The sequence below is a fragment of the Nocardioides sp. Root190 genome, from assembly GCF_001428565.1.
Taxonomy (GTDB): domain Bacteria; phylum Actinomycetota; class Actinomycetes; order Propionibacteriales; family Nocardioidaceae; genus Nocardioides.
The window spans coordinates 300,754-321,708 of sequence record NZ_LMIA01000010.1 but is presented as its reverse complement, the minus strand read 5'-3'; the positions used below and the strand labels follow the sequence as shown (position 1 = coordinate 321,708).

Sequence of the window (20,955 nt, the reverse complement as noted above, 5' to 3'; positions counted from 1 at the left end):
TCCAGATGAGGGGAACATGTTCTAGGTTGTCCGCGTGACCGACATCAGATCCCGCTTCGACGCACTGCGCGGCGCGGACCACGCCGATCCAGCCGACCTCGATGCCCTGTGGGCCGACCTCGCGACCGTGGAGGTCGAGGAGATCCTCGGACCCTGGCGCGGCGGCGACTTCGCCACCGGGCACGTGGCCAGCGCGGTCCTGAAGAAGGTGCGCTGGCACGGCAAGCGCTTCGACGGTCCCCTCGCAGCCGTCCCGATGCTCTGCCGCAACGAGGAGGGGCAGCTCTACTCCAACCTCGAGGCCGGAGGCGGTGGCGAGGCGACCCTGTGGCCCGTCGGCTTCCGTGGCGAGGTCACCGCGACGATGGTCTACGACCGGATGCCTGTCTTCGACCACTTCAAGCGGGTCGACGAGGACACCCTGATGGGCATCATGAACGGCAAGCTCGAGGCGGCCTTCGGCGTGAAGGACCTCTACTACTTCTGGTTGGAGCGCGACGCATGAGGACGACTGCACTGCTCGTGGAGGAGCCCGGCGGGGACTTCACCTTCGCCGAGGTCGAGCTGGACGAGCCGCGTGAGGACGAGGTCCTCGTCCGGATCGTGGCCACCGGCCTGTGCCACACCGACCTGACCGTGCCCACGATGCTGCCGCAGGAGATGCTCCCGACGGTCGTGGGTCACGAGGGCACCGGAGTCGTGGAGAAGGTCGGCGCCGCGGTGAGCGGGATCGAGGTCGGCGACCACGTCGTGCTGAGCTTCCGGTCCTGTCGTGCGTGCGGGCCGTGCGAAGCCGGCGATGTCGGCTACTGCGAGCAGTCGCTGCTGCTCAACTACATGGGCATGCGGCCCGACGGCTCCACGACCATGAAGCGCGCTGACGGCGACCACGCCGGTTCGACGGTCTTCGGCAACTTCTTCGGGCAGTCCAGCCTGGCTCGCCATGCCCTCGCGTACGCCGACAACTGCGTCGTCGTCGACAAGGCGCTCGACCTCACCCGCCTGGCGCCCTTCGCCTGCGGCTTCCAGACGGGGGCGGGCACCGTCCTCAACGTCCTGGACCCCGCGACCGACGAGTCGATCGTCGTCTTCGGCGCCGGCGCCGTCGGTCTCGCCGCCGTCGCGGTGGCCCGCGGGCTGGGCGTCGAGACGGTCGTGGTGGTCGACCCGGTCGCGGCCCGCCGTGCGGTCGCCGAGGGCTACGGCGCCGTCACCATCGACCCGACCGAGACCGACGCAGGCTCGGTCGAGGACCGGGTCAAGGCGCTGACGGCCGGCGGGGCGTCGTACGCCATCGACACCACGGCGATCGCGGACGTGGTCCTGCAGGCCCAGCGGTCCCTGCGCTCGCGCGGGATGCTCGTCGCGCTGGGGCTCGGCGCGGCGGAGTACCGCATCGACGCGATCGACCTCCTGCAGAGCGGCAAGATCGTGCGGTCCTCGATCGAGGGGGAGGCCGATCCGCTGGTGACCATCCCGCAGCTGATCGCGCTGCGCGAGGCCGGACGCTTCGACGTGGACCACCTGGTCGCGACCTACCCGTTCGAGCGGATCGCGGACGCCGTCGCCGACTCGAAGTCGGGCCGTGTGGTCAAGCCGGTCCTCGTCTGGGGGGAATAACCGGGTCTGTGCGACCATTGAGACTGGTCGAACACCTGTTTCGTCCCCGATCTACTTCTTGGAGTGAGCATGAGCGACAGCTGCTGCGGAGGCGGCCACAGCCACGACGCCCCCGGCGCGACCACGACGGTTGCGGCGCCGGTCGACCTCGAGCGACGTGAGGACCAGATCAACCTGAGCCCGGTTGCCGCGGGCAAGGTGAGCAGCCTGCTCCAGCAGGAGGGTCGCGACGACCTCTCCCTGCGGATCTCGGTGCAGCCCGGTGGCTGCAGCGGACTGCGCTACCAGCTCTTCTTCGACGAGCGGTCCCTCGACGGCGACGTCGTCACGGACTTCGACGGCGTGTCGGTCGTCGTCGACCGGATGAGCGTTCCCTACCTCAACGGTGCAGTGATCGACTTCGTCGACACCATCGAGAAGCAGGGCTTCACGATCGACAACCCCAACGCCACGGGTTCGTGCGCGTGCGGTGACTCGTTCAACTAGCACGAAGTGCGAGGTTTTCTCCTCCGAAATCGCCGAACGGTCTGTGCCTCGCACAGACCGTTCGGCGATTTCGGAGGAGAAAACCTCGCACTTCGTGTCAGTCGAGGTGAAGGTGCAGTGCGTTCGCCAGGCGCTGCGCGGCCTCGGAGATCTGGATCTCGCGCTTGCCGGTCTCGCGGGGCTGGTCGGCGTAGTGGATGCTCGGCGCGGGGCGGGTCGCCTTGACGGCAGCCAGCTCCAGTCGGCGGCTGACCGCCTCGCAGTCGGCCTTCAGGTCGCTGGGCCTGGCGATCTCTTCGTAGGGCGTCATGTCTCGACGCTAGGCGTTACTCCGGGGTAGACACAGTGGTACCGGCGGGTAGACCTGCAACGGCTCGGTTAATGTTCGGTGTCGTGACTGCACCCACGGGCTCCTTGCTGATCGCTGGATCGATCGCAACCGACCACCTCATGACCTTCGCCGGCAAGTTCGCCGACTCCCTCGTCGTCGACCAGCTCGACAAGCTGTCGGTCTCCTTCCTGGTCAACGACCTCGAGATCCGCCGGGGAGGCGTGGCCCCCAACATGTGCTTCGGCATGGCCCGGCTCGGCCTGCGGCCGGTTCTCGTCGGCGCTGCCGGTGAGGACTTCACCGACTACCGCTCGTGGCTCGAGCGCCACGGCGTGGACTGCGACTCGGTCCACATCTCCGACAGCAAGCACACCGCGCGGTTCGTGTGCACGACCGACTCGACGATGGCGCAGTTCGCGTCGTTCTACCCCGGAGCGATGAGCGAGGCGAGCCTGATCGAGCTCGCCCCGATCGTCGAGCGTGTGGGCCAGCCGACCTACGTGCTGATCGGTGCCGACGACCCGGACGCCATGAAGCGCCACACCGAGGAGTGCCGCCAGCGCGGCTACCCCTTCATCGCCGACTGCTCACAGCAGCTCGCGTTCGCCGAGGGCGACCTCATCCGCGACCTGATCGAGGGCGCGGCGATCCTCTTCTCCAACGAGTACGAGTCGCACGTCATCGAGAAGAAGACGGGCTGGAGCGCCGAGGAGGTCCTCTCCCGCGTCGGCATCCAGGTGACCACGCTCGGCAAGGACGGCGTGCGGGTCACCACCGCCGACGGCAACTCCTTCGAGGTCTCTGCCGCCAAGGACGTCGCGGCCGTCGAGCCGACCGGCGTCGGTGACGCCTTCCGTGGCGGGTTCCTCGCCGCACTGTCGTGGGGCTCCTCGCTCGAGCGCGCCGCCCAGGTCGGGTGCGTCCTGGCTGCCTACGTCGTGGAGACCGTCGGCACGCAGGAGTACGACTTCACCACCGCCCAGTTCGTCGAGCGGGTGCGCATCTCCTACGGCGACGAGGCCGCCGCCGAGGTCAGCGCCAACCTCAGCTGAGACGTCGTACGACGTAGCGCGGCACGTCGTCGTCGGTGAGCTCCTCGCCGACGTACTCCTGACCGCGCATCCGGCACCACGCCGGGACGTCGTACCTGGCGGCCGGATCGCGCGCGACCACCGCGAGCCGGCCGCCGACAGGCACGTCGGGCAGGGCCCGGGCCAGCTCGATGATCGGGCGCGGGCAGGGCAGGTCGCGGCAGTCGATCTCGACGCCGGGGTCGCTCACAGGCCCGCGTCCTTCCGAATCCGGGCGACGACCTCGGGCAGCACCGTGCAGAAGCCCTCGACCTGCTCGTCGGTCGTGTCGCAGGCGAGCGAGACCCGCACGTTGCCGTGGGTCAGCGCGCCCATCGCCGCGAGCACGTGGCTCGGCTCGAGGGTCGAGGCCGTGCACGCGGAGCCGCTGGCCACGCCGTAGCCCCGCCTGGCCAGTGCCGAGACGATCTCGTCGCCGCCGACGTACAGGCACGAGAAGGTCACCAGATGGGGGAGCCGGCGCTCGGGGTCGCCGACGACCTCGGCGTCCGGCAGGGCGGCCGCCACGGCCCTGAGCCGCGCGACCTGGCGGAACTGCCGGGACGCGACCTCCTCCTGCTCGGCCAGGACCGCCTGGAGCGCTGCTGCCGCCGCGAGGGCGGCCGGCACGTTGGCGAAGCCTCCGGACCCGTCCAGGCCGTCCTCGCCCGGGAACGGGTTCTGCCAGCGGGTGCCGCGGCGCACCACCAGCACCCCCACGCCGGCCGGGCCTCCCCACTTGTGGGCCGAGCCCGTCAGCACCGACCAGCTGCGGGGGAGCGGCACGTGGCCGATCGCCGCCGCCGCGTCGGTCAGCAGGGGTACGCCGTCAGGGAGCTCGGCCTCGTCGACCGGCTGCAGCGTGCCGACCTCCTGGTTGGCGCTCTGCAGTGCCACCACGCCGACGCCGGGCGTCCGGGCCGCCTCGGTGAGCGCGAGGAGGTCGACGCGTCCGGTCGCGTCGACGGCGATGCTGGCGTGCACGGGGGAGGGGCGCCACTGCGCCGCGTGGAGCACCGAGGAGTGCTCGACCGCACTGTGGACGATCCCGTCCCGCCCCGTGGCCGCCGTCAGGCCGAGCAGGCCCCGGTGCACCGCATCGGTCCCCGACGACGTCAGGCCCACCTCGTCGGGGCGGACGTCGAGGCACTCCGCGATCACGGCCCGGGCGTTGTCGAGGAGCAGCCGGGCGTCCCGGCCCGCTCCGTGGAGGCGCCGCGGATCGGCGTACCCGCGTTCGAGGGCTGCGAGGAGGGTGTCGCGGGCCGCGGGATGAAGTCGCGCCGCCGACGCGGTGTCGAGGTACACCTCCGGTGTGCTGCTCACGTCCCCGACCCTACGACCACGCCCGGCTGGTCGCGCCGCGGTCCGCAAGGACCCACCCCGCGACCCGGTCGAGTCCACTCTCCGCTAGTGTTCACGGTAGTTCTGACCCTCGAGAGGAAGGCTCGTTCGTGGGCTGGTGGCACCCCGAGCGCAGGCGCGGAGAGCGACGTTCCCGTCGTCTCGTCCCGCTCGCCGGATTCGTCGTACTCACGCTTGCGCTGAGTGGTTGCTCGACCGACACCCAATGGGAGCGGTTCGGCATGCCGGAGATCAAGTCGGAGCAGGGTGTTCACATCCTGCAGTTGTGGCAGGGCGCGTGGATCGCTGCGCTCGTCTCCGGCGTGATCACCTGGGCACTCATCATCGGCGTCCCGATCTGGTTCCGTCGTCGCAGTGACGACGAGGTTCCCGTGCAGACCCGTTACAACCTGCCGATCGAGATCTTCTACACGATCTTCCCGGTCATCATGGTCGTGGCGTTCTTCTCGCACACGGTGCGCGTGCAGAACATCGCACTCGAGCACATCGAGCCTGATGTCGTGGTGAAGGTCGTGGGCCAGAAGTGGTCGTGGACGTTCAACTACCTCGACTCGATCGACACCCCCGAGGCCGACACCGTCTACGTCTCCGGCACGGGCGATGACATCCCGCAGCTGGTGATCCCGGTCGACAAGACCGTCGAGTTCCAGCTCTACAGCCCCGACGTGATCCACAACTTCGGCATCCCCGCCTTCGCGATGCGGATGGACGTGGTCCCGGGCAACGACAACTCCTACCAGGTGAAGCCGACCGAGGTCGGCGTCTACGACGGTAAGTGCTACGAGCTGTGCGGCGCCTACCACTCGCGGATGCTCTTCACCGTCAAGGTCGTCTCGCAGGCTGACTACGACGCCTACATCGCCGACCTCGCCACCGACCCGGACCACGTCTCCGACGGCCCGGTCCTCGGCGGCAAGTACTCCACTGAGTTGATCAACAAGGACGAGGGAGGCCACGAGTGACTGCCACCGTCGCCCGCAACGCGGACCTCACCGAGCGCAAGCCGCTCGGACAGCAGGTCGTCCGTGTGATGACCACGACCGATCACAAGCTGATCGGCAACCTGTACTTCGGTACTGCGATGGCCTGGTTCGTCGCCGGTGGCGTCATGGCGCTGCTGATCCGGTCCGAGCTCGCCTACCCGGGCAGCCAGGTCGTCAACGAGGAGCTCTACAACCAGCTCTTCACCATGCACGGCACGATCATGCTGCTGCTGTTCGCGACCCCGCTGTTCTTCGGCTTCGGCAACGCGATCATGCCGCTGCAGATCGGCGCCCCTGACGTCGCGTTCCCGCGACTGAACATGTTCAGCTACTGGCTGTACCTCTTCGGTGGTCTCATCGCCGCGGCCGGCTTCCTCACCCCGCAGGGTGCGGCCTCGTTCGGCTGGTTCGCCTACACGCCGCTCTCCGACTCGGTGAACAGCCCCGGTGTCGGTGGCGACCTGTGGATCATGGGTCTGTGGATGGCCGGTCTCGGCACGATCCTCGGCGCGGTCAACTTCATCACCACGATCATCTGCATGCGCGTCCCCGGCATGACGATGTTCCGGATGCCGATCTTCACCTGGACCGTGCTGATCACGGCGATCCTGGTCCTGATCGCCTTCCCGATCCTGGCGGGCGCGCTGCTCTCCCTGGAGGCTGATCGCCAACTCGGGGCCCACGTCTTCGACACATCGACCGGCGGCGCCATCCTCTGGCAACACCTGTTCTGGTTCTTCGGTCACCCAGAGGTCTACATCATCGCCCTGCCGTTCTTCGGCATCATCTCCGAGATCCTGCCGGTCTTCAGCCGCAAGCCGATCTTCGGCTACGTCGGTCTTGTCGGCGCGACGCTCGGCATCGCGATCCTCTCCGTCGCCGTGTGGGCGCACCACATGTTCGTCACCGGCGCGGTCAACCTCGCGTTCTTCTCCGGCATGACGTTCCTGATCGCCGTGCCGACCGGAGTGAAGTTCTTCAACTGGATCGGCACGATGTGGGGTGGATCAGTACGCATGGACACCCCCATGCTCTGGTCGATCGGCTTCCTCACGACCTTCCTCTTCGGTGGTCTGACCGGTGTCATCCTCGCCAGCCCGCCGCTCGACTTCGCGGTGTCCGACTCGTACTTCGTGGTGGCGCACTTCCACTACACGGTGTTCGGAACCGTCGTGTTCGCGATGTTCGCCGGCTTCTACTTCTGGTGGCCGAAGCTCACCGGACGGATGCTCGATGAGCGGCTCGGCAAGATCCACTTCTGGCTGTTGTTCGTGGGCTTCCACACCACCTTCCTCATCCAGCACTGGCTGGGCATCGAAGGCATGCCGCGTCGCTACGCCGACTACCTGCCGGGTGACAACTGGGAGTTCATGAACCAGGTGTCGACGATCGGTGCCTTCGTGCTCGCCTCCTCGATGCTGCCGTTCTTCTACAACGTCTACGTCTCCCGCAAGGGTCCGCTGGTCAACACCGACGACCCGTGGGGCTGGGGCCGGTCGCTGGAGTGGGCCACGAGCTGCCCGCCGCCGCGCCACAACTTCCACACGATCCCGCGGATCCGGTCGGAGTCCCCGGCCTTCGACCTCCACCACCCGGAGATCGCCGCGATCGAGATGTACGACGACGAGCCCGCTCCCGCAGTGGCGCTGACGAAGGACGGAGGCGCCTGATGAAGATCGAGGCATGGATCTTCGGTGTGACCACGATCTTCCTGGTCCTGGTCAGCCCCGCCTACTGGCTCATCACCGACGCCGGTGACTCCGGTGCGGACTGGACGGGCACCTCGGCGCTGGTCGCGACCACGCTGCTGTGCGCCATGGTCTTCGCCTACATCTACGTCCACGCGGCGAAGATGGACGCCCGACCCGAGGACCGCAAGGACGGCGAGATCGCCGAAGGCGCCGGCGAGCTCGGCTTCTTCCCGCCGTACTCCTGGTGGCCCTTCTGGTGCTCGGCGACCCTCGGCATCATCGTGCTGGCCGTGGCCGTGCTGGCCTGGTGGCTGATGATCATCGGCTTCGTCCTCGGCGCTCTGGCCGTCTCCGGCTGGATCTTCGAGTACTACCGGGGCGAGTACGCACACTGATCTGACTGCGCGAACGCGTCGCTGATCGAGCCGGGACAGGACCCTTCGGGGTCGTGTCCCGGCTCGATGCGTCTGCGGGTGTCCCGTGTCGCGTGTCACGTGTGAGGCCATCGACGCGTTTCCGGAGCGGGAATCCGTGGGTGCGGCAGTTAGGCTTTGTCGGTGTTCACCACCCCTCGTCGCCCTCAGCTGCTCCGCGGCCTCGCCGTGCTCTCTGTCCTCGCAGTGGCAGCGAGCGGCTGCGACGGTTCCGGGTTCGTCCCCGGGGCCGGCGATGACGCCGACGCTCCCTCGGCCACGGCGTCTGCCGTGCCGAAGGCGAGCGTCGAGACCAACGTGAAGGCCGGTGCCAAGGGCGTCCCCGTCGACACCCTCCTGCGCGTCGCGGCCGTGGACGGCACGCTGACGTCGGTCACGGTGAGCTCGAAGGCAGGCAAGGTGACCGGGCGCCTGAGCGCTGACAACGCGCGCTGGGTCGCCGGCACCCGTCTCGAGCCAGGTGCCCGCTACCGGATCACCTCGGTCGCCGCGAGCGCAGACGGCTCACCGGTCGAGACCGAGACCGTCTTCACGACCCAGGCCCTCTCGCTCGACCAGCAGACCTATCCCTCGGTCTCGCCGCTGGCCGGTGAGACCGTCGGCGTCGGAATGCCGGTCGTGGTGCACTTCGACCTCCCGGTGAGCGACAAGCCTGCGTTCGAGAAGAACATGCGGGTCACCTCGACGCCGAAGCAGGTGGGGTCGTGGCGCTGGGTCAGCGACAAGGAGGCGCACTGGCGCCCCAAGTCCTACTGGAAGGCCGGCACCGAGGTCAGCGTCGACGTGGACGTCAACGGCGTCTCTGCGGGCGGCGGGATCTACGGCCAGGAGGACCGCGACGTCGACTTCACCGTCGGTGACACGCACATCTACCGCGTCAACGCACGCACCCACCAGATGAAGGTCTTCAAGAACGGCAAGCTGCTCCGTACCCTCCCGATCACCACGGGCAAGGCGGGTTTCATCACCCGCTCCGGCACGAAGGTGATCATGGAGAAGTTCGAGGAGCGCCGGATGAACTCCGAGACCGTCGGCATCCCTGCTGGCTCCGCGGAGGCCTACGACATCAACGACGTCAAGTGGGCGATGCGTCTGACGAACTCGGGCGAGTTCATCCACGCCGCCCCGTGGTCCGTTGGTTCGCAGGGTCGCGCCAACGTCTCGCACGGCTGCACCGGGATGAGCACCGAGAACGCTGCCTGGCTCTACTCGATGACGCGTCGCGGCGACGTCGTCGAGTACGTCGGCACCGACCGTCCCATGGAGCCGGACAACGGCTACGGCGACTGGAACATCAGCTGGCCCAGCTATGTCGAGGACTCAGCGCTGAGCTGATGCCGGCTCGGCGCAGCCCGTAGGGGTCTCACCGCTGACAAATGCCTGAAGGGCGCCACTCCCCGCGGGGGAGTGGCGCCCTTCAGCGTTGATCAGTGACCCGGGGTCGGTCCGTGCCGATTCGGCCCGTTCTCGATCTGGGACTCCAGCTCGTGCAGCTCGTGCTCGGCGTGGTGCTGCGCGTCGTGCAGCTCCTCGGCGGTCGGCTTCTGCACGTTGTCGGAGTAGAACTTCTCCTGCAGCTTGGCCCGCAGCTTGCGGAGCCGAACCTGCCGACCGGCGAGACCGGAGGCCTCGATCTCCTCGACCGTCTCCGGCGTGAGGTCGCGGTCGCGGGCCGTGAGCGTGTAGGCCGTGCCCTCGGCGAGCGGGAGGTGCTTCTCGGCGTACCCACCGTCGGGGGAGCGGACCAGGACACCGGACTCGTAGCCGTGCAGGAGCTTGCCCTCGTCGTGACGCTGGAGCGAGATGCACCAACGCCTCGTGATCATGAAAGCGATCACGGGTCCGATGAAGACCGCTCCGCGCAGGAAGTAGGTGATCTGGTTGATGCTGAGGTGCATCTTGATGGCGATGATGTCGTTGCCGCCCGCGGCCCAGGACAGGCCGTAGAAGGTCATCAGCGCGACCATGATCGCGGTCCGCGTCGGGACGTCCCGCGGACGCTGGAGCAGGTGGTGCTCCCGCTTGTCCCCGGTGATCCACGCCTCGAGGAACGGCAGGGCGATCAGCACCATCAGGAGCAACGGCGGCGCCACCAGGATCGGCAGCATGACGTTCCACGAGAAGTTGATCCCGAAGATGTGCGTCTCCCAGGCAGGGATGATCCGCAGCAGACCGTCCGGCCAGCCCATGTACCAGTCGGGCTGCGAGCCCGCGGTCACCTTCGACGGGTCGTAGGGCCCGTACTTCCAGACCGGGTTGAGCGAGAACAGTCCGCCGAGCAGCGCGATCGTGCCGAAGACGATGAAGAAGAACCCGCCCGCCTTGGCGGCGTAGACCGGCAGCATCGGGTAGCCGACGACGTTCTGCTCGGTGCGGCCGGGGCCGGCCCACTGGGTGTGCTTGTGGTAGACGAGCAGCAGCATGTGAGCCACGATCAGCGCGAGCAGGATGCCCGGGATCAGCAGGATGTGCATGACGTAGAAGCGCGGGATGATCGCGTCGCCCGGGAACTCGCCGCCGAAGAGGAAGAACGACATGTAGGTGCCGACCACGGGGGAGGCCTTCATGAAGCCGTCCGCGGCCCGGACGCCGGTGCCGGAGAGCAGGTCGTCGGGGAGCGAGTAGCCGGTGAAGCCCTCGATCGTGCCGAGGAGCAGCAGCAGGCAGCCGATGACCCAGTTCAGCTCGCGGGGCTTGCGGAACGCACCCGTGAGGTAGACGCGGAGCATGTGGATCATCATCGAGGCGATGAAGATGTGTGCTGCCCAGTGGTGCATCTGCCGCATGAGCAGACCGCCGCGGACGTCGAAGGAGATGTCCAGCGTCGAGGCCATGGCCGAGGACATCTCCACGCCACGGAGCGGATCGTAGGAGCCGTCGTAGTGGACCTCGGTCATGCTCGGGTCGAACCAGAGCGTGAGGAACACGCCGGTCAGCAGGACGACGACGAAGCTCCACAGGGCGATCTCGCCGAGCATGAAGGACCAGTGGTCAGGGAAGACCTTGCGCAGGTTCTTCTTCATGGTCGTGCCGAGGCCCAGGCGCTCGTCGGCCCAGTTGGCGATGGCTCCAGCCTTGTTCGCTCCCTTGGCGGGGGCGGAGGGCGTGGTTCCGTTGGTCGTGGCGACCTTGGTCATGTCACCAGCGGTCATAGTAGTCACGCTCCCAGTAGGTCGGGCCGACGGGCTCGTCGAAGTCGCTCTGTGCAACCAGGTAGCCCTCGGCGTCGACCGAGATCGGCAGCTGCGGCAGGGGGCGACCGGCGGGGCCGAACACCACCTTGCCGGAGTCGGCGAGGTCGAAGGTGGACTGGTGGCACGGGCAGAGCAGGTGGTGGGTCGTGCGCTCGTTCAGCGAGATCGGGCAGCCGACGTGGGTGCAGATCTTGGAGTAGGCGACGATCCCCTCGACGTCCCAGTTCTCGCGACTGTTGCCCTTCGCGTCCTTGCCGGGGGTGATGTCGTCGGGGTTCATGCGCAGCAGGACCAGCGAAGCCTTGGACTTGTGGACCTGCAGCGGGATGCCCTCGACCTCGATCGGGTCGATGCCGTAGCGCTCGGGGTTCTTCAGGGCGTCGGGCTGGGCGTTGACCAGGTCGCCGATCTCGAGGTCGGAGGCGAGGATCGGCGTCCAGATGCCGTCACGCACGATGCGCATCGGCTTGTCCTTGGTGCCCTGGCCCCAGATCGTGTGCTCGAGCTTGTCGCCCGGCAGCGGACCGAGGTCGCGCAGGAGCACGATCGCGGGAAGTCCCAGCAGACCGGTGGCGCCGAGGAGCGAGTTGCGGATCAGCGGCCTGCGGCCGATCCCGGACTCCTCGAGGCCGTCGTTGAGCGCCTGGAGGGTCGTCTCGCGGTCCTCGTCAGCGGAGCGTGCCGAGTGACGCATCTCGACCATCTCGTGGTCGGCCATGAGCTTGCGGGCCCAGTGGATGATGCCCACGCCGATGAACAGCAGGGCGAAGCCGAGGCTCGCGCCGAGGGCCATCGTGGAGGCGCCGAAGCCGGCGATCACGTGCCAGTTGTCACCGATGTCGAGGGTGAAGTAGGCGACCAGGAACAGGAAGGTGCAGATCGCCGAGAGGCCGAAGAAACCAGCCACCTGACGCTCGGCACGCTTCTCCTTGGCGGGGTCGACATCCGTCGGCCGCCAGGTGTGTTCGGGAAGCCCCGGGTCGGCGATGGGCTCGACGGGCTCGAGCTCCCCGCCGTGGTCGTCGTTGTTGTGTGCGTCGCTCACGCTGCCGCCTCGTCCTTCTTCTTGCTTGAGCGGGTGGTGTGTGCGGCAATCCAGACCGCGAATCCGACGAGTGCGCCGATGCCGACCAGCCACACGATGATGCCTTCGCTGACCGGGCCGAGCCCGCCGAGGGTCAGGCCGCTGTAGCTGGGCGTCTTGTCGATGGTCTCCAGGTAGGCGATGACCGCCTTCTTGTCCTCGGGCGGGATGTTGCCGTCGGAGAAGGTGTCCATCGTCTGCGGGCCGGTCAGCATGGCCTCGTAGATGTGCTTGGAGTCGACGCCACGGATCTTCGGGGCATAGCCGCCGCGGGGCATCGCTCCGCCGGAGCCCTCGAAGTTGTGGCAGGCCGTGCAGTTGGCGAGGAAGATCTGTCCACCCCGTGCGACCAGAAGGACCTTGTCCTCCTCGTCCTGCTTGCCGTCGCCGTTGAGGTCACCCGGGTTGTCGGTGTCGTAGAGACCGCCGTCGGGGATGGCCGGACCGGTGCCGAGGGAGGCGACGTACGCGGAGAGGGCAGCGATCTCCTCCTCGGTGTAGACGACCTCCTTGCGGGGCGCCTGCGAGCCGGGCTGGGCCATCGGCATGCGGCCGGTGCCGACCTGGAAGTCGACCGCAGCTGCGCCGACGTCGGTCAGGGCCGGACCGTACTGCGAGCCGCCCTGGGTCAGGACGCCCTCGCCGTTCTGGCCGTGGCAGAAGGCACAACCGACGAGGAAGAGCTCGCGGCCTTCCTTGACCAGCTCTTCGTTGTTCTGGTCGGTGTCTGCCTGGGCAGGCGCGAAGGCGGCGTAGAGGCCACCGGTGAGCAGGAGGCCCAGCAGCAGCACGACGAGGCCGGCGATCGGGCCGCGGCGGTGCCGCGAGAGGCGACCGGCGGAGCGGTTCAGGAGGCGCACAATCAGTCCTTGCAGGTCCGGAGCGGGCTGGCGTTCCAACAGTTCTTCGTCATCGGCGACGCACCCGTCACTTGATCAGGTAGATCGTGGCGAACAGACCGATCCACACCACGTCGACGAAGTGCCAGTAGTACGAGACGACGATCGCGCTGACCGCCTGCTCGTGCGTGAACCGCTTGGCGACATAGGTGCGTCCGAGGACGAAGAGGAAGGCGATGAGACCGCCGGTCACGTGAATCCCGTGGAAGCCCGTGGTCAGGTAGAACATCGTGCCGTAGCCATCGTGCGGGATGGTCACGCCGTGGTGGATCAGCTCGGCGTACTCGAGCGCCTGGCCGCCGACGAAGACGGCACCCATGACGTAGGTCAGGATGAACCACTCGCGCAGGCCCCACTTGTTGACCTGGAGCAGCGTGCCGGTGCGTCCGACCTGGCCGCGCTCGGCCGCGAAGACGCCGAACTGGCACGTGAACGAGGACAACACGAGGATGGTCGTGTTGATGCTCGCGAACGGCACGTTCAGCAGCGCGGTGTTGTCCGCCCACATGTCCGGCGAGACCGACCGGATCGTGAAGTAGGACGCGAACAGGGCCGCGAAGAACATGAGCTCGCTGGACAACCAGATGATGGTGCCCACCGCGACCATGCTGGGTCGGTCGTGTTGGCCATGAAGGCGCGAGGCAGGGAGAGTTGCCGAAGCTGAGATCGCCACGGTTGCCATTATGGCGGTTCCGGTCTGTCTCGGCATCTTGACCCCCCGTTCTGGCCCGTCACCGGGCACGACCTACGCTCGAACAGGCCCCGATCGGGCCACCGGAACGAGCTGAGGAGGCACCCGTGGGGCACGTGATGACGGCGTTGGTGGAGAACCTTCCACGCTTCGACGCGTCGGCGCTCCTCACCGAGTGGTCCCTGGCCCCGCTGCCCCTGGTCGTGACGGTCTGGGGAGCTGGCCTCTACGCCCTCGGCGTCCTGGTGATGCGCAAGCGGGGCGACGCCTGGCCGGTCGGCCGCTCCCTGGCCTGGGGCATCGGTCTGCTGGCGTTCTACCTGGCGACGTCGTCGGGCCTGGCGGCGTACGACACCGTGCTGGTGAGCGTCCACATGGTCCAGCACATGATCCTGTCGATGATCGTGCCTCTCTCGCTGGCGCTCGGTGCACCGGTCACCCTCGCGCTGCGGACCCTGCCGCGACGCCCGCGGGGCTGGCTGCTCGCCGTCCTGCACTCCCGCGTCGCCAAGGTCCTCGGGTTCCCGCCGCTGGCCTTCGGTCTCTACGTGATCTCGCCGTGGGCGCTCTACTTCTCCGGTTGGTACGACGCCTCGCTGTCCTCGGTCTTCGTGCACGAGATGATGCACGTCCACCTGGTCGCGGTCGGCGCGCTGTTCTTCTGGCCGATCGTGGGCGTCGATCCGCTGCCCGGACGGGTCGCGCATCCCTTCCGCGTGCTGCTGACGGTGATGACACTGCCGTTCCACGCCTTCCTGGGGGTCACGATCATGGGGCAGTCGACCCTGCTCGGTGGCGACCACTACCCGTCGCTGCACGACGGGCCGATGGGCTCCTGGCTGCCGGATCCGTTCGTGGACCAGAACCTCGCCGGCGGCATCCTCTGGGGCGCCGGCGACCTGGTCGGCGTCGTGTTCTTCGTGGTGCTGTTCGTCCAGTGGGTGCGCTCCTCGATGAAGGAGGCCGAACGCGAGGACCGCCGCCTCGACCTGCTGGAGCGCCGTGAGCGACTCGCCACCGCCAGCGGGGAGCGCCCGCAGTCCGGGACCGACACCGAGTAGCATCGCGGACGTGTCCTCCCCGAAGACTCTGAAGGTCCTCGTCTACAGCGACGACGTGCACACCCGCGAGCAGGTCATCCTGGCCCTGGGGCGTCGGCCCCATCCCGACCTTCCGGAACTCGAGTACGTCGAGGTCGCCACCGAGCCGGTGGTGATCCAGCACCTCGACGCCGGTGGTCTGGCGATCGCGATCCTCGACGGCGAAGCAGTCCCCGCCGGCGGCATGGGAATCGCCAAGCAGCTCAAGGACGAGATCTACGACTGCCCGCCGCTGCTGGTCCTCACCGGCCGGCCGCAGGACGCCTGGCTGGCGACCTGGTCGCGCGCGGATGCGGCGGTGCCGCACCCGATCGATCCGATCCAGCTCGCCGAGGCGGTCGTCGCGCTGCTGCGCGCCCGCGTCCCGGCATGACCCTCGTCGAGGTGCACCCGCGATGACGTGGCCCGACGTCCTCGGCTCGCTCGTCGCCGGGGAGGACCTGAGTCCTGCCCAGGCCACCTGGGCGATGGGCGAGATCCTCGCCGGGGAGGCGACCCCTGCCCAGATCGCCGGCTTCGTCGTCGCGCTCCGCGCCAAGGGCGAGACCATCGACGAGCTCACGGGGCTGGTCGAGGCGATGTACGGCGTGATGACCCCGATCCGGGTCCCGGGCCGTCTGCTCGACGTCGTCGGCACGGGCGGTGACCGGTCCTTCTCGGTCAACATCTCGACCATGTCCGCCATCGTCGCCGCCGGTGCGGGCGCGCGGGTGGTCAAGCACGGCAACCGGTCGGCGTCCTCCCAGGCAGGAACGGCCGACGTGCTCGAGGCGCTCGGTGTGCGCCTCGACCTGCCGGCTGCGCGCGTGGCCGAGGTCGCGGTCGAGGCCGGGATCACGTTCTGCTTCGCCGCGGCCTTCCACCCGGCGATGAGGCACGCCGCCGTCCCACGCAAGGAGCTCGGGATCGGCACCGCGTTCAACGTGCTCGGCCCGCTCGCGAACCCGACCCGGCCGGCCGCCCAGGCGATCGGCTGCGCCGACCCGAAGCTGGCCCCCGTCATGGCCGGGGTCTTCGCCGCCCGTGGTGTGGACGCCTGGGTCTTCCGCGGCGACGACGGCCTCGACGAGCTCACGACCACCACGACGTCCTCGCTGTGGGTCGTCCGTGGGGGCGAGGTCGTCACGGCGAGCGTGGACCCGGCGGCCCTCGGGCTGGCGCCGGCGACCACCGAGGACCTGCGGGGCGGCGACGCGACGCACAATGCCGGCGTCGTACGCGAGCTCCTGGCGGGCAAGCTGGGGCCCGTGCGCGAGGCTGTCCTGCTGAACGCAGGTGCTGCCCTGGCGGTCTACGACGCACCGGGGGAGCCGCCGCTCGAGGCGCTGGCCGCCGGGATCGTGCGGGCTGCCGAGGCGATCGACTCCGGTGCGGCCCAGGCGACGATGGACCGCTGGATCGCTGCGGCGTCTGCCTGACCGGGACCCGAGCCCGGCGGAGTGGTCCGAAAGGACTACGAGGTCTGACCGGTTTCCCTCTGCGGGGACGGATGGCCTCGACTAGCGTGCCCATGGCTGACCTCGCAGGGAGACCGCGTGACTCGCGGATCGTGGTCGGGTCCGGGACCGTTGGAGGGAAACATGTCGGTGCGTCGCGCGTTCTTGTCGTCGTTGGTCGTGGTCGTCGCAGGGAGCGTTCTCACGGGCGTGACCGCTCCAGCGGGCGCCGACGTCGACCCGGTGGTTCTGCAAGGGGCGCTCGACCTGCCCGCGGGGGTCACCGCGACCGTCACGGGAAGCGCCGCCGTCGCGACCCAGGCCTTCAACGACTTCCCGTCGCGCGGTTCGCAGTACCTCCTGCTCTCGACCGGGAACGTGAGCCAGGTGTTGCTCGCCTCGCCTCTCGCCATCGACGATCCGGCCACGGTCGGGGACGAGCGCGACCCCGACCCTGACGCACTCAGCACCGATCGCGGAGCGGACGGTGTCCCCGACATGACTCGTCTGTCGTTGAGCGTGGATCCGTCGACGAACGCCGGCTGCCTCTACATCGACTTCGCGATGGCCACCGACGAGACCGTGCGCCCCGCCGTCACCGGCACCGTCAGCGACAGGATCTCGGTCACGCGGCGCGCTGACACCGAGGAACCCGCCGCCGAGTATGCGATGAACGCGGGACGCGGCTACTTCCAGCAGGAGGGTTGGCCTTCCCAGCCGCGCCCCTACTCGGTCAACGACGTCGACTACTGGCAGGAGCCTGGAAGTCGGTCCGATGTTCTCGGCGGTCAGTTGGAGACGCCCCGCCTCGAGCGATGGACCAGGCTGAACCACGTCACGACCCGTGACACGGTCAGGGTGCCCCTGAACTTCAGCAACGGCGCCGAGATCATCGACTTCGACGTCGCTGACGCTCCGAACGACGCGGGTGAGATCGACACCGCCGCGTTCGTCGACAACGTGCGGCTCAGTGCCAACTGCTCCAACGGCACCGCAGCGCAGCCGTCGCAGCCCTACGGCGACGGCAGCATCGAGGGCGAGCGTCGAGTCGGGTACCCGCTCAGCTACGACCCGTTCCCGGCGACCGCCGCCATCGAGCGCTATGACGCTGCCGACAACGGGTGGACCTACCCGGGCAAGGTGACGCCGGTCGACCTGCGGTTCCGTTGGTACCGCACCAAGCAGATCTGCCCGACGGGCGGTTACTACAGCGGCGACATGAACAACTGGACCCCGATTCCTGACGCGGACCGACAGTCCTACGTCCCGACGAACCTCGACTACAAGCGCTGCCTGATCGTCATGGTCAGCGGAGTGGTCGACGGCCGCCCGACCGGTACCTTCCCGAACACTTTGGAAGCAGGGACGGCGCCGGAGAAGTGGTACGTCACCCTGCCCATCGACAACGGAGTCTTCCAGGACGGCTCGACGCCGACCGTCAACCACGACGGTTCGCCGAAGGTCGGCGAGACGATCACGGCCTCGCCGGTGCGGACCCGTCCGCTCCAGGAGTCCTGGACCTATCAGTGGTACGCCAACGGTTCGACCATCGCCGGTGCGACCAGCAGCTCGCTGGTCCTCGCGGCGGCGCAGCGCTCCAAGGTGATCACGGTCAGGACGACTGCCCATCGCAGTGCCTTCGACACGCGAACCTGGACCAGTGCGGAGACGCCCGCTGTCCTGGGCGACGTGATGGAGTCGACGGGATCACCGAGCATCGTCCCGCAGGAGGACGGCGAGGCGCCGTCGGTCGGCGACGAGCTGACCGCTGAGGCAGGTCCGGGTTGGCCGGCGAACACCGCGTTCACCTACCAGTGGAAGCGGGCGGGGACATCGATCGCCGGCGCGGACCAACCGATCTACAAGACCGTGACGGGTGACGCCGGCAAGCTGCTGACCGTCACCGTGACGGGTTCGAAGCCGGGGTTCGATCCCGTGTTTGCCACGAGCCCTGCCGTCACCGTGAACGGTGCGTTCATGGATGGCGCGTTGCCGACCATCACCGGCAAGGTCAAGGTCGGCGAGATTCTCACGGGCGCCGCGGCCGGCTGGTTGCCGTCGTACTCGACCCTCACGTACGCGTGGTACACGGGTGACACGCTGCTCAAGACCGGCTCGAGCCGTACCTTCACGATCACGTCCGCGCTGGTGGGACGCTCGATCCAGCTCCGGGTCACCGGGGCGAAGTCCGGATACGCGAGCAGGACCCGGGTGAGCACACCGACATCAGCGGTGGCTCGCGGGACCCTGGTACCGGCCACGCCCAGGATCTCGGGCACGCTCCGCGTCGGTCAGACCCTGCGAGCGGTGACCGGGCTCTGGAGGCCGAGCGGCGTCACCTACAAGTACCAGTGGCGGGTCGGTACCACGATGCTGAGCGGAACCACCAGGACCTCGATCAAGCTCGGGTCCAGCGCCAGGGGCAAGCGCGTCACGCTCTGGATCACCGGCTCCAAGTCGGGCTACACCACCGTCAAGAAGTCCGTCATCAGCGGCACGGTGCGTTGACTCACAGGCCGCTGATCGGCAGGCAGAGAGGTCAGTCCAGGCCGAGGGAGAATGTCGCCTCGAGATCGTGGCGGGAGTAGGCGCGGTAGGCGATGTGGGTCTCGGTGTCGACGACACCGTCGACCTTGTTGAGCCGGTCCGCGACCACCGCGGCGATGTCGTCGTGGCTGCGGACCCGGACCAGCGCGATCAGGTCGATCTGGCCGGTCACCGAGTAGACCTCGCTGACCCCGTCGAGGGCGGCGATCGCCGCCGCGACCTCGGGGATCCGTGCGGTCTCGGCCTGGACGAAGACGATGGCGGTGATCATGCGCCCCAGCCTAGGCCGTGCGGATGTCAGGTGCGGTCGGGGTGAGCAGCAGCTGCGTGTGCCGCGCGGCGCCCTGGACCGGGCAGGTCCACTCGCCCCGGACGTCGACGAGGCGGATGCCGGGTGCCTCCAGCCAGCGCAGGATCCGCTCGGTCTCCTCGGCGGTCGCCGCCGGGGTGGGGCCGACCGTCGGCAGCACCGTCTCGGCGCCCAGCTGCAGCGTCTCGACCCAGCTGAGGGCGTCCGCGCCTGAGGGGATGACGCCCGCTGCAGCCAACCGACCGTGCCGCACGACGTGCACGCTCCAGCGGCCGTCGTCCTCGCGGCGGGCGGCCACCACCTCGGGGCACCGGGTCAGCGCTGACAGTCGCTGGGTGCGCGCGGCCCCACGGATGAAGGCGGCGAGCCGGTCCCGGTGCTGGGCCGCCTCCTCGAAGCGCTCCTGGTCGGCGAGCGCGGACATCCGCGCCTGGACCAGCTCGACGATGTCGTCGGGACGCCGCATCAGGGTGTCCTGGATCTGCCGCACGACGGCGCCATAGGACTCCGCGTCCACGCTGCCGTCGCACGGGGCCAGACAGCGGTCCATCTCCGCCAGCACGCAGGCCGAGCGCGACGGCGTCCTCCCGAAGCGGTCGTTGCACTGCCGGATCGGGAAGACCTCGTGCAGAGCGGCCAGGGAGCTCTCGGCGCTGGCACGCGAGGAGAAGGGGCCGACGTAGTCCGCGTCGTCCTCGAGCACGCGCTTGACCAGCGACAGGCGGGGCCACGGCTCGCGGGTGAGCTTGAGCCAGGTGACCTTTTCCGGGTGTCGTGAGCGGCGGTTGTACGGCGGCTTGTGCTCCGCGATGAGGCGGAGCTCGCGCACCTCGGCCTCCAGGGGTGTCGCGCACTCGATCCCGGTGACCGAAGCGGCGAGCTGGACCATCTGGCCCATCCGGGTCCGTTTCTCCGAAGCGGTGAAGTAGGTGCGGACCCGACGCCGGAGGTCTCGCGAGGTGCCGATGTAGAGCACGCGCTGCTGCTCGTCGCGGAAGAGGTAGACGCCGGGGGCGTGGGGGAGGCCGTCGGCGAGGTGGCGCTTTCGACGGGTCGCGGAGGCGACCTTTGAGGAGTAGCCCTGGAGCTCCTCGAGGGTCTGCACGCCGAGGGCGCCCAGCCGCTCGATCAGGCCGTGCAGCACGTCGACGGTGGCCCGGGCGTCGGACAGCGCACGGTGGTTGGGGGTCGTCCCGGAGCCGAAGACGACCGCGAGCGAGGACAGCTTGTGGTTGGGCGCCTCGTCCCGGGTCACCACGTGACGCGCCAGCTTGACCGTGTCGAGCACCTCGAAGGCCGGCCACGCGAGGTCCTGCTCGGCGGCGAAGTGCTTGAGGAAGCCGACATCGAAGCGGGCGTTGTGGGCGACCAGTACGGATCCGGTCGCGAACTCGAGGAACGCGGGCAGGGCGGTGTCGATGGCGGGCGCGTCGGCGACCATCCGGTTGGTGATGCCGGTCAGCACGGCGATGAACGCCGGGATCGAGGTGTGCGGGTTGACCAGGGTCTGGAACTCCCCGACCACCTCGCCGCCACGCACCTTGACCGCGCCGATCTCGGTGATCCGGTCGCCGGCACCGGGGGAGCCGCCCGTCGTCTCCAGGTCGACCACGCAGAAGGTGGTGTCGCGCAGCGGCCTGCCCAGCTCGTCGAACGATCGCTGGTCCGCCCACCGGGGGGCAGGGGCGACGGCGGAGCTCATGGGTCGACGGTA

General features: G+C 68.6%; 21 protein-coding genes. 12 read left to right on the top strand and 9 right to left on the bottom strand.

All coding sequences use genetic code 11. From position 1 onward, the window contains the following. Positions 1-34: 34 nt before the first annotated feature. The 3 genes from ASE01_RS14405 to ASE01_RS14395 all read left to right on the top strand — a co-directional run bounded on the left by ASE01_RS14405 (position 35) and on the right by ASE01_RS14395 (position 2,106). On the top strand, positions 35-505 hold the full coding sequence (locus ASE01_RS14405) for a DUF4334 domain-containing protein (RefSeq protein WP_056753234.1): 471 nt from the start codon (positions 35-37) through the stop codon (positions 503-505). Beyond that, complete coding sequence (locus tag ASE01_RS14400; RefSeq protein WP_056753230.1) at positions 502-1,620, top strand: NAD(P)-dependent alcohol dehydrogenase; 1,119 nt, start codon at positions 502-504, stop codon at positions 1,618-1,620. The genes ASE01_RS14405 and ASE01_RS14400 overlap by 4 nt, the downstream gene beginning before the upstream one ends. Before the next feature lie 69 nt (positions 1,621-1,689). Next, the gene (locus tag ASE01_RS14395) at positions 1,690-2,106 is read left to right on the top strand and encodes a HesB/IscA family protein (protein ID WP_235536029.1); all 417 of its coding nucleotides are present in this window, start codon (positions 1,690-1,692) and stop codon (positions 2,104-2,106) included. Between the two features lie 97 nt (positions 2,107-2,203). Here ASE01_RS14395 and ASE01_RS14390 read toward each other — a convergent pair whose 3' ends face one another. Continuing rightward, entirely contained in the window at positions 2,204-2,416 is a 213-nt protein-coding gene (locus ASE01_RS14390; protein ID WP_056753227.1) for a hypothetical protein, read from the bottom strand. A gap of 140 nt (positions 2,417-2,556) precedes the next feature. Here ASE01_RS14390 and ASE01_RS14385 point away from each other — a divergent pair, with 140 nt between their 5' ends. Continuing rightward, the gene (locus ASE01_RS14385) at positions 2,557-3,489 is read left to right on the top strand and encodes a carbohydrate kinase family protein (RefSeq protein ID WP_235536068.1); all 933 of its coding nucleotides are present in this window, start codon (positions 2,557-2,559) and stop codon (positions 3,487-3,489) included. Here the strand turns inward: ASE01_RS14385 and ASE01_RS14380 are convergent. Continuing rightward, positions 3,482-3,718 carry a sulfurtransferase TusA family protein gene (locus ASE01_RS14380; protein WP_056753217.1) on the bottom strand — a complete coding sequence of 79 codons (237 nt, stop codon included), beginning with the start codon at positions 3,716-3,718 and terminating at the stop codon, positions 3,482-3,484. The genes ASE01_RS14385 and ASE01_RS14380 overlap by 8 nt on opposite strands. Next, positions 3,715-4,833: a cysteine desulfurase family protein gene (locus ASE01_RS14375; protein WP_056753214.1), complete on the bottom strand. Its 1,119-nt coding sequence runs from the start codon at positions 4,831-4,833 to the stop codon at positions 3,715-3,717. The genes ASE01_RS14380 and ASE01_RS14375 overlap by 4 nt, the downstream gene beginning before the upstream one ends. Positions 4,834-4,961: 128 nt before the next feature. Here ASE01_RS14375 and coxB point away from each other — a divergent pair, with 128 nt between their 5' ends. The 4 genes from coxB to ASE01_RS14355 all read left to right on the top strand — a co-directional run bounded on the left by coxB (position 4,962) and on the right by ASE01_RS14355 (position 9,315). Further along, a complete protein-coding gene (coxB, locus tag ASE01_RS14370; RefSeq protein WP_056753209.1) occupies positions 4,962-5,834 on the top strand; it encodes a cytochrome c oxidase subunit II in 873 nt (290 codons plus the stop codon). 68 nt (positions 5,835-5,902) lie between these two features. After that, positions 5,903-7,525: a cytochrome c oxidase subunit I gene (gene ctaD / locus ASE01_RS14365; protein WP_082606150.1), complete on the top strand. Its 1,623-nt coding sequence runs from the start codon at positions 5,903-5,905 to the stop codon at positions 7,523-7,525. Next, positions 7,525-7,941, top strand: coding sequence for a cytochrome c oxidase subunit 4 (locus tag ASE01_RS14360; protein WP_056753203.1), 417 nt, complete (start codon positions 7,525-7,527; stop codon positions 7,939-7,941). Before ctaD ends, ASE01_RS14360 begins: the two co-directional genes overlap by 1 nt. A 162-nt stretch (positions 7,942-8,103) precedes the next feature. Continuing rightward, positions 8,104-9,315 (top strand): L,D-transpeptidase, encoded by a 1,212-nt coding sequence (locus ASE01_RS14355; protein ID WP_235536028.1) that lies wholly within the window; start codon positions 8,104-8,106, stop codon positions 9,313-9,315. A 92-nt stretch (positions 9,316-9,407) separates the two neighbouring features. Here ASE01_RS14355 and ASE01_RS14350 read toward each other — a convergent pair whose 3' ends face one another. The 4 genes from ASE01_RS14350 to ASE01_RS14335 all read right to left on the bottom strand — a co-directional run bounded on the left by ASE01_RS14350 (position 9,408) and on the right by ASE01_RS14335 (position 13,839). Continuing rightward, positions 9,408-11,132 carry a cytochrome b gene (locus ASE01_RS14350; RefSeq protein ID WP_056753198.1) on the bottom strand — a complete coding sequence of 575 codons (1,725 nt, stop codon included), beginning with the start codon at positions 11,130-11,132 and terminating at the stop codon, positions 9,408-9,410. Continuing rightward, entirely contained in the window at positions 11,119-12,219 is a 1,101-nt protein-coding gene (locus ASE01_RS14345) for a ubiquinol-cytochrome c reductase iron-sulfur subunit (RefSeq protein ID WP_056753194.1), read from the bottom strand. The genes ASE01_RS14350 and ASE01_RS14345 overlap by 14 nt, the downstream gene beginning before the upstream one ends. Then, positions 12,216-13,118 (bottom strand): c-type cytochrome, encoded by a 903-nt coding sequence (locus ASE01_RS14340; RefSeq protein ID WP_082606064.1) that lies wholly within the window; start codon positions 13,116-13,118, stop codon positions 12,216-12,218. The genes ASE01_RS14345 and ASE01_RS14340 overlap by 4 nt, the downstream gene beginning before the upstream one ends. A gap of 67 nt (positions 13,119-13,185) precedes the next feature. Further along, positions 13,186-13,839: a heme-copper oxidase subunit III gene (locus ASE01_RS14335; RefSeq protein ID WP_056753190.1), complete on the bottom strand. Its 654-nt coding sequence runs from the start codon at positions 13,837-13,839 to the stop codon at positions 13,186-13,188. Between the two features lie 116 nt (positions 13,840-13,955). Between ASE01_RS14335 and ASE01_RS14330 the strand changes: the two genes are divergently transcribed. From ASE01_RS14330 to ASE01_RS14315, 4 genes are all read left to right on the top strand, one after another. Then, positions 13,956-14,909, top strand: coding sequence for a cytochrome c oxidase assembly protein (locus tag ASE01_RS14330; RefSeq protein ID WP_235536025.1), 954 nt, complete (start codon positions 13,956-13,958; stop codon positions 14,907-14,909). A gap of 10 nt (positions 14,910-14,919) precedes the next feature. Continuing rightward, a complete protein-coding gene (locus tag ASE01_RS14325; protein ID WP_200958852.1) occupies positions 14,920-15,321 on the top strand; it encodes a hypothetical protein in 402 nt (133 codons plus the stop codon). Between the two features lie 22 nt (positions 15,322-15,343). Then, positions 15,344-16,366 (top strand): anthranilate phosphoribosyltransferase, encoded by a 1,023-nt coding sequence (gene trpD, locus ASE01_RS14320; RefSeq protein ID WP_056753187.1) that lies wholly within the window; start codon positions 15,344-15,346, stop codon positions 16,364-16,366. 162 nt (positions 16,367-16,528) lie between these two features. Beyond that, entirely contained in the window at positions 16,529-18,892 is a 2,364-nt protein-coding gene (locus ASE01_RS14315) for a hypothetical protein (protein WP_056753183.1), read from the top strand. Positions 18,893-18,923: 31 nt separating this feature from the next. Here ASE01_RS14315 and ASE01_RS14310 read toward each other — a convergent pair whose 3' ends face one another. After that, a complete protein-coding gene (locus ASE01_RS14310) occupies positions 18,924-19,202 on the bottom strand; it encodes an Lrp/AsnC family transcriptional regulator (protein ID WP_056753180.1) in 279 nt (92 codons plus the stop codon). Positions 19,203-19,212: 10 nt separating this feature from the next. After that, positions 19,213-20,943, bottom strand: coding sequence for a DEDD exonuclease domain-containing protein (locus tag ASE01_RS14305; protein WP_056753177.1), 1,731 nt, complete (start codon positions 20,941-20,943; stop codon positions 19,213-19,215). Positions 20,944-20,955: the final 12 nt, after the last annotated feature.